Raw genomic sequence first — 6,223 nt, forward strand, 5'->3', positions numbered from 1 at the left:
TCCCAACCGTACTCCGAATACGACTCACCGGCGGTAATACACCCTACAGCTTGCCGCACATAAGGAACGGTTTCAGGCGCTAGCTCGTTCACATCACACTATTGCAAATCAGTGTGTTTTCCAAGCTCGCGCAATTCGGGAGTCCCCTCCCACGTGGTCGTCTGAAAGAACTGTCCCAGCCACGTCCGCCCCTCGGTTTTGCTGTGCAATGTGTGAACATGTCGGAGGTCTTGCGCGTTGATACGAACGCCTACTTCCTCGTATGCCTCGCGAATCGCCGCTGCAGCAATGGTTTCGCCGAAATCGAGACCACCTGCTGGAATGCTGAGTGAACCGTCCATCCAACCGGTTGCCTTGCGCCTGATCATGCAGACCTTCCCTCAAGAGCAGGACGAAGACTGAGGCCGACAGCTGATAGCGGATTCTTTCGCTCATGACGATTTCCATGGATAAAGCTGTTAAGTACGTGGCTCAAGCGTAGAAAAGCGCGAGCGCCTCCGGAGAATAGTCGTGACGGAGCACAAGCGGCATGACTGTCCAATCGGTCGTGGCCGGCTACCCCGGCACCCGCGTTCCCTGATGAAACACCAATTGCCAGCGCTCCAGGCGCTTGTGCCAGATCGAACTGCGCAGGGTGACCGATGCCAGCTTGTGTTCGGTCGATTCGGCATGGCACTGGTAAGTCGCCAGCACCACATTGTCAGCCAATTCTCTGATCTCGAAATCAGTGATGCGTCGAGCCACGTACAGTTCGGTTTTAAGCCCGGCGATGACATCCGTTTTGTTCCAGACGCCTCCACTGGCGCCGAACTCTACGAAGTCGGCAGCGAGCAGCTCGTCGAGGATTGAGTCGTCGAGGCGCGTGGCGCGCTCCAGAAGTCGCTCCTCGAGTCGCAGGATTTGCGTATGTAATGTCATGACGGTCCGTTTCACCCCCTTGGCAGAGGATTCTGCGCAGGTACACCGTGCTGCAGAATCCGTTCGACATTTTCCAGCACCAGCCAGTGCCCATTTCCCAATTGCCACTCGAAGAAGTCCGAGAAATCCTGCCGAACCAATGCGCGGACAGTCTTGGCAACGAAGCCGTGGCCGACCAGCAGCACATCCTGCGCCGCCGAGGTTTCGACCAAGGTCATCAGTCCCTGACATACACGCTCGACCACCTCAACGATTGACTCGCCTTCCGGCGGGCCAATACCCCACTGACGCGTGATGTTCTGCTGCCAAAGGTCAGGGTAGAGCTGCTGCGCCTGTGCCTGAGTCAGCCCTTCGAAGACGCCGACACTTCTTTCCCGAAAGGCATCGTGCACCTGCACCGGCAGGTTGGATCGGTAGTTCACGATCTCGGCCGTCTGCCGGGCGCGCAGTAACGGCGAGACCACGATGCCGCCAATCGAATCGGGCAGTTCCAGGCGCAGGGCGGTGGCCTGCTCGCGACCGGTCTCGGTCAGTTCGGGGTCAAGCGACCCCAGGTAACGGTGCTCGGCGTTGGCCCGAGTCTGGCCGTGACGTACGACGTACAAGCGCATGAAGTGTCTCCTGACAATGAGGTCCGTCTTGGCAGGGTTGCTGTCATCACAGTCCCGCCGAGTCAGGTCAGAAACGGTACGAAACACCAGTGGTCACGTTGATCGGATCGCCTGGATAGAAGTTCGCGGAATCCTGACCCTTGGCATCGTATGCAGTATTGGACGCTGTGGCATAGCGTTCGTTGGTCAGGTTGCGTGCATCGACGAACACCTCCCACTTTTTGTTCGGTGCCTCATAGCCCACCTTCGCGCCCCAGAGGGTGTAAGACGGCGCACCTAACGAGTTGGCGAAGTCCACGTAATAGCTGGATGCGGCTCGAGCATTCAATTGAGCGTAGAAACCACTTGGCTGACGATACTCAAGCTCGGCCTGATAGACCTGGCGCGGCAGCCCCGGCAACTCGTTGTCACCGAAGGTGGCGTCATGGCGATAGTGAAAGTCGTTGTAGGTGTAGGCCTGACGCAAGGTGACCGTGTCACCGCCCTGCCCCTGCCAAAGCTGCGCGTTCAGCCCCGCTTCGATGCCCTGGTGAATGGTCGGGCTACCATTGGAAGTCGCCACCAGTTGATCCTGGGTGGCCGTCGCCTGACGCACGACGACCGACAGCAGTTCCTTCTGCACCCATGAGCGGTACAGGGTCAGGCTGCCGTCGAAAATACCGTGGCCACCGCGAATACCGAACTCGACGGTGTTGGCTTTTTGCGGGCGAACGTCGCGGATGTACGGGGTGCCGGTGCTTCCCAGCTGCCAGGTAACGGGCGGGTCGATGGAGCGACTGACGTTGCCGAACAGCTCGAACTCTGGCGTGAGCTGGTAGCGCAGGCCAATGCGCGGTGCCGTGTCGTGCTCCTCGTATTCCACCCCGTTGGGGAATGCCGTGTTGTTTACGCCGGTGGTGTATTCGATCTCGGCCTTGCGCTTGATGTCAATGAACGACAGGCCTGTCGAGAGCCAGAGGTTGTCGGTCAGTTGCAGTTCGTTGCCCAGCGAGAAGACCGTGTCTCGGGAGCCTGTGTAGTTGGCTTCCTGCTGCTTGATCTTGGTCGCCTTGCTGTGGGACTTCACATCGCCCAGATAGGCACGGGTGGTGCTGAAGGTTGCCGTGGTGTCGCTGTTGAAGCCAAGGAAGGTGTCGCCGGTACGCAAATAACGCAGAGTCAGGTTGATGTCCTTGGAGCGCCAGTCCTGGGGTGTGGCCGAGTAGCGCCAGCCGTTGTATAGAGGATAATCGTTGTAACCCAGGCCCACTTCCAGCTTGGCGTTGTCGTCGAAGGTGTAAGTAGTTTTGCTGCCCAGCAACGTCGAACCGTCTTTCTTGCGACCCGACGGCACGAGGTTGCTGGAAGGGTCATGTTTGATCTGATACTTGGTCAGCGTGTTGCCCTGACTGAGGGTTTCCTCCCGATAACGCAGGAAGAAGCGGGTTTCCAGTTTCGGGTTGAAGACGTAACCGAAGTTGGCGACGATGCCCTGACCTTTATTGGGGGGTATTGTCCTGATAACCGTCGCGCTCATTGTGTTGCAAGCTGACGTAATAATCCGCGTTACCCTCAACTCCGCCGGTGCTCAGAACTTGTTTGCGATAGCCGTAAGTACCGGCTTCGAAGCGCGCATAGTTGCCCGGGTCGGTGCGCCCGGTCTTGCTGACGAAGTTGATCGCCCCGCCCAACGATAACGCCGAATAGTTAAATGCATTGGCGCCATACAGCACTTCTGTGTGGTCGACACCGGCCATGTCGAGCATGTCTTCCTGAGTACCGCCGGGGCCGGTCAGCGGCAAGCCGTCGAAGAGGAATTTAATGCCCAGAACGTAACCTTGATAAAACGTATTGAGGCCGGAGCCGCGGATCGAGATCTTGTTGGCTGACGACCCGCTGGTCGCCTGGGCGAATACGCCCGGCTGCAATGCCAGTACGTCCTCGGCGTTGGAGGCTCGGCCCTTTTCAATTTCGTGGTTATCAATGACCGCGGTCTTGCCGGGCACTTTAGCCAGCTGCTTTTCTGCTTTCTGCGCTTCGCTGGCCGGTGCACCGGTCACCGTCACGGTAGCGAGTCGCGGGTCTTGCGCCCCCTGATCGGTAGCGTCCTGCGCGGCGAACGAAGCGCCGTGAACCAGCATCAACAAGATGCCCAGGCTGGAAGCCGTGGCCAGTGAATCGAAGCGACGAGCGCGCATATCAAACTTTTGCCGTATCAAATCCCTACTCCTGAACGTTGATAGTTAATGGGAGCATCTATTCGTATAGTTGCGCTCCCGCTCAACTTAGCAGGGTTCGTGCCACGCGGTTTTTGCTTGTTTGCGGGGGATAAACACTGATTCGAGGCTGTGTTCATCGACACTTTGTTGCCGCTCTGTCGTTTTGCCAACAGTTGAATGCGGAGCAACTTTCCTGGTGGGACATAGGCAACTGATAAACGCCCAGCCTGATCAAAAAAGCACATGGCCTCCAGGGGCAATCAGCGCGATGATGCTTCCTGGGCAGCCCGTTGCGATCAGAGTCGGCGCGAGATCTGCACGATAAACACCTGGCAGATCTCATATAGCCAAATCACAAGTGTTCATAACGACCACTGTTCGTGTTGCAACACCTGATTGACAAAAACGTGCGCACACTACAACTCGGCGCATTCATTCAAGCCTGAAACGACTTATTTTGCGGGCAATGGATACTTGGTATGGCTCTTGCTCCAACTATATGCATCTCATGTGTGTCCTTTGCTGTGAATCCGACCGCTTGAGTAATGAACACGGAACGCCAGTTCCCGTTTTGTTTAATAGCCAGGAGTACATCAATGGCCAATGCCCAAACCGCCAACGCACGGGACGTGCTCTGGCGTCAGGCGCCGGGCGGCGAGCTGCTCGACCTGGGCCGGGTCTATCGCGGCCCCTTGGCGCTGTCGCGTCTGCAGACGACACCGCGGCGCATCCTCAGCCGCCGCGAAGCCGTGCTGCTCGGCGTCTTCGCCCTGGTGCTGCACGGCGCAGTGATCTACTGGGTCAACAGCTCGCCCACCCCAGCCTTGCCCGTGGTGCCGCCGGAAATCCCGCCGATGACCATCGAGTTTTCCCAGCCCGCGCCACCCGTGGTCGAAACCCCGCCACCGCCGCCCGAGCCGATTCCTCAGCCGGTCGTGGAACCTCCGCCACCCGTTGAAGACGAGTTGGCCGTGAAACCACCGCCGCCCAAGCCGATTCCCAAGCCCAAGCCGGTCGTCAAACCGGTGCCCAAACCCGTCGCCAAACCGGTGGAACAGCCTCCAGCGCCACCCGCGCCGCCACAACCGGTGGCCGCTGCGGCACCGCCTGCGCCACCGGCGCCCGCGCCGGTCACCCCGGCTTCGGCCAACGCCGGTTACCTGCATAACCCCGCCCCGGAATACCCGGCGCTGGCGATGCGGCGTAACTGGGAAGGCACCGTGCTGCTGCGCGTGCACGTGCTGGGCACCGGCAAGCCGAGCGAGATCCAGATCCAGAAAAGCAGCGGCCATGAACAGCTCGACGAAGCGGCACAAGCCGCGGTCAAGCGCTGGAGCTTCGTGCCGGCCAAGCAGGGTAACGACCCCGTCGATGGCTGGGTCAGCGTGCCCATCGATTTCAAGATTCGTTAATTTTTTAAACCATCACACACCCTATTCGTGACACCGCGGGCCACCTGACAAAAGGCGCATCGCTGCAACGATTTCTAGCCTTGTTGGAGAACCTCACATGAACGTCATCGCTTCCCCATTCGAATCCATTGAAGGCGCCGTCATCTGGCTGCTGATCGTCTTTTCCGTCGCCACCTGGGGCCTGGCCCTGCTCAAGGGGGTGCAGTTCGCCCGGCTCAAGGGCCAGGACAAAAAATTCCACAAGCAATTCTGGGCCGCGTCGAGCCTGGATTCGGCCGCTGAACTGGCGCAGAGCAAACCGGGGGCCGCGGCACGCGTGGCACTGGCCGGGTACGCCGCGATTCAGCAAGCCCCCGAAGGCACTCAGGCCGCAGACTTGAGCCAGGCGATCAACCATCAGGATCGTCTGGAACGCGCGTTGCGTCAGCAGATCGTGCGTGAGCGGCGTTCGCTGGAAACCGGCCTGGCGATCCTGGCCAGTATCGGCAGCACCTCGCCCTTCATCGGCCTGTTCGGCACCGTGTGGGGGATCATGTCGGCGCTCAAGGGCATCAGCGCAGCGGGCTCGGCGAGTCTGGAAACGGTGGCCGGTCCCATCGGTGCGGCACTGGTCGCCACCGGTGTGGGTATCGCCGTCGCGGTGCCTGCGGTGCTGGTTTACAACTACTACCTGCGTCGCCTGAAGCTGACGGCGGCAGATCTGGACGACTTCGCCCATGACTTCTACAGCCTGGCGCAGAAACACTCGTTCCGCGTTCTGTTGCATCCGGCGTTGAACAAGTCAGGCGCCACTGTCGCCGGCCAGAAAGTGAAGGAGGCGTCCTGAGATGGCCTTTTCCACACAAGACAGCGATGAAGTGCTGAGCGAGATCAACGTCACGCCGCTGGTGGACGTGATGCTGGTGCTGCTGGTGGTGTTCATCGTCACGGCGCCGCTGCTGACCAACTCGATCCCGATCAACCTGCCGAAAACCGAATCGGTGGCCCCGGTGGAGCAAAAGGATCCGCTGGTGGTGAGCATCGATGACAAGGGCAAGCTGTTCATCAACAAGGATGAGATCCAGCCGGACCTGCTGGAGACCAA

8 protein-coding genes are annotated in these 6,223 nt (G+C 59.5%); 3 read left to right on the forward strand and 5 right to left on the reverse strand.

Translation table 11 applies throughout. The annotated features are described in order from the left end of the window. Positions 1–98: 98 nt before the first annotated feature. From CE491_RS30135 to CE491_RS30610, 5 genes are all read right to left on the reverse strand, one after another. Positions 99–368 carry an NUDIX domain-containing protein gene (locus CE491_RS30135; protein ID WP_199884956.1) on the reverse strand — a complete coding sequence of 90 codons (270 nt, stop codon included), beginning with the start codon at positions 366–368 and terminating at the stop codon, positions 99–101. A gap of 187 nt (positions 369–555) precedes the next feature. Further along, positions 556–918 (reverse strand): nuclear transport factor 2 family protein, encoded by a 363-nt coding sequence (locus tag CE491_RS02820; RefSeq protein ID WP_110946853.1) that lies wholly within the window; start codon positions 916–918, stop codon positions 556–558. Positions 919–929: 11 nt separating this feature from the next. Next, positions 930–1,529, reverse strand: a complete 600-nt coding sequence (locus tag CE491_RS02825; protein ID WP_110946854.1) for a histidine phosphatase family protein — start codon at positions 1,527–1,529, stop codon at positions 930–932. A gap of 67 nt (positions 1,530–1,596) precedes the next feature. Beyond that, positions 1,597–3,045, reverse strand: coding sequence for a TonB-dependent receptor family protein (locus CE491_RS02830; RefSeq protein WP_234407487.1), 1,449 nt, complete (start codon positions 3,043–3,045; stop codon positions 1,597–1,599). Beyond that, positions 3,008–3,706 (reverse strand): TonB-dependent receptor plug domain-containing protein, encoded by a 699-nt coding sequence (locus tag CE491_RS30610; protein WP_234407488.1) that lies wholly within the window; start codon positions 3,704–3,706, stop codon positions 3,008–3,010. Before CE491_RS30610 ends, CE491_RS02830 begins: the two co-directional genes overlap by 38 nt. 617 nt (positions 3,707–4,323) lie before the next feature. On the opposite strand from CE491_RS30610, the gene CE491_RS02835 reads away from it, so the two are divergent. The 3 genes from CE491_RS02835 to CE491_RS02845 all read left to right on the forward strand — a co-directional run. Then, the gene (locus tag CE491_RS02835) at positions 4,324–5,139 is read left to right on the forward strand and encodes an energy transducer TonB (protein ID WP_110946855.1); all 816 of its coding nucleotides are present in this window, start codon (positions 4,324–4,326) and stop codon (positions 5,137–5,139) included. A 97-nt stretch (positions 5,140–5,236) separates the two neighbouring features. Next, complete coding sequence (locus CE491_RS02840; RefSeq protein WP_110946856.1) at positions 5,237–5,965, forward strand: MotA/TolQ/ExbB proton channel family protein; 729 nt, start codon at positions 5,237–5,239, stop codon at positions 5,963–5,965. A gap of 1 nt (position 5,966) precedes the next feature. Beyond that, positions 5,967–6,223: biopolymer transporter ExbD (locus CE491_RS02845; protein WP_199884957.1), on the forward strand; the 257-nt coding region annotated here is incomplete at its 3' end.

Source organism: Pseudomonas bohemica (assembly GCF_002934685.1).
GTDB lineage: Bacteria > Pseudomonadota > Gammaproteobacteria > Pseudomonadales > Pseudomonadaceae > Aquipseudomonas > Aquipseudomonas bohemica.